Genomic DNA, 1,644 nt, shown 5'->3' on the forward strand with positions numbered 1-1,644 from the left:
CGGGCCCGGACACCCCGAACGGTCGCGGCTGAGCCTCGCGCGTCCACCTCGCGTCGCTGCACACGGGAAAGGCCCGCCCCCGCTGGGGGCGGGCCTTTCGCGCATCTGCTCGGATCAGCGCGGCGCCATGCGGAGGGCGCCGTCCATACGGAAGCTCTCGCCGTTGAGGTAGTCCTGCTCGACGATCGCGCCTGCCAGCTGCGCGTAGTCCGACGGGCGGCCGAGGCGGGACGGGAACGGGATGGAGGCCTCGAGGGTCTTCTGGAACTCCTCGGTCAGGCCACGCAACATCGGCGTCTCGATGGTCCCCGGGGCGATGGTGTTGACCCGGATACCGAACTGGGCGAGGTCGCGAGCCGCGCAGATGCCCATCGAGTACACGCCGCCCTTGGACGCGGCGTAGGCGATCTGGCCGACCTGGCCCTCGTAGGCGGCCACGGAGGCGGTGTTGATGATGACGCCGCGCTGGCCGTCCTCGTCGACCGTGTCCTGGGTGGACATGGCCTCGGCGGCGAGCCGCAGCACGTTGAACGTGCCGACCAGGTTGACCGAGATGCAGGTCTGGAACAGGTCCAGGGCGTGCACGCCCTTCTTGGAGACGATGCGGGCGGCCGGGGCGATGCCCGCGCAGTTGACCACGACGCGCAGCGGGGCGGCCTCGGTGGCCTTGGCGATGGCGGCCTTGACGTCGTCCTCGCTGGTCACATCGGCGGGGAGGAGGGTGATCCCCTCGTCGATGCCCTGCTCGACGGCCTTGTCGATGGACTGCTGGAGGTCGAGGCCGAAGACGATCGCGCCCTTCTCTGCGAACGAGCGCGCGGTGGCGTTGCCCAGGCCGGAGGCGGCACCGGTGACGATGACGGAAGCACCCTTGATGTCCACGGGCGATGTCCTTTCTCTCTAGGAGGCGAGCACTAGGAGGTGCAAGCACTTACCGGCCCAGTGTTCCAGAACCGTGTTCAGCGCACGTCGAAGGCCGGGCTCTCCCCCCGCACGGGGAACAGTCGGCCGTCGATGCCCCGACCGGAGGCGGTGTACACCACCCGGTATTCGCCGGCCGGTGTCCCCGGAGGGATGTCCCAGGTGATGAGGGCGTTGGTCACGGTGAGCAGGCCCTCGAACACGATCATCGTGGACCAGTCGCCGTCGTCGTGGACCCGGATCCACCGTCCGCCGTCCCGGCGCTCCACGGCCAGGTAGGTGTCACCCCGCCGCAGGTCGGAGTTGGGGTTCGTGCCGCAGAACCGGACCACGACCCGCTGCCCCACCCGGTACCCGGGCAGGGGCGGGTCCAGCACGTCACCGAAGTTCCGCAGCGGCGCCGGGGTGTCCACGAGCGGGTTGCCCAGGGGGGAGACGGGGATCTGCCCGGTGAGGTCTCGTTCGGAGGCGCCCGGGTCCAGGGGGGATCCCGACCGCATCGAGCGCGCCAGGTCGGCGGCCACCTGTTGGATGGCGGGCAGCGTCCACGGGCCGAACGCGGTGGCGCCGCCCTCGTAGTTCTGGGCCGAGTACTCCTCCGGGGTCGTGACGTAGTGCCCGTAGGCGTTGGAGTACCCCTGCACGGTGATGTGGTCCTCGGGGACGGCGAGTTCGGCCGCCAGGGTGCGGCGCAGGCGCAGGCCCGCCACGACGGTCGGCTCG

Annotated in this window: 2 protein-coding genes; both read right to left on the reverse strand. The window is 70.7% G+C overall.

Features of this window, described 5'->3' with window-relative positions:
- Window positions 1–114 precede the first annotated feature (114 nt).
- The gene (locus tag G6018_RS10825) at window positions 115–882 is read right to left on the reverse strand and encodes an SDR family NAD(P)-dependent oxidoreductase (RefSeq protein WP_179524210.1); all 768 of its coding nucleotides are present in this window, start codon (window positions 880–882) and stop codon (window positions 115–117) included.
- Between the two features lie 77 nt (window positions 883–959).
- Window positions 960–1,644, reverse strand: a 685-nt coding sequence (locus tag G6018_RS10830) for a neutral/alkaline non-lysosomal ceramidase C-terminal domain-containing protein (RefSeq protein WP_182639584.1), incomplete at its 5' end; no start/stop codon positions are given.

This window comes from Dietzia sp. DQ11-44 (genome assembly GCF_014145205.1).
GTDB classification, from domain to species: Bacteria; Actinomycetota; Actinomycetes; order Mycobacteriales; family Mycobacteriaceae; genus Dietzia; species Dietzia natronolimnaea.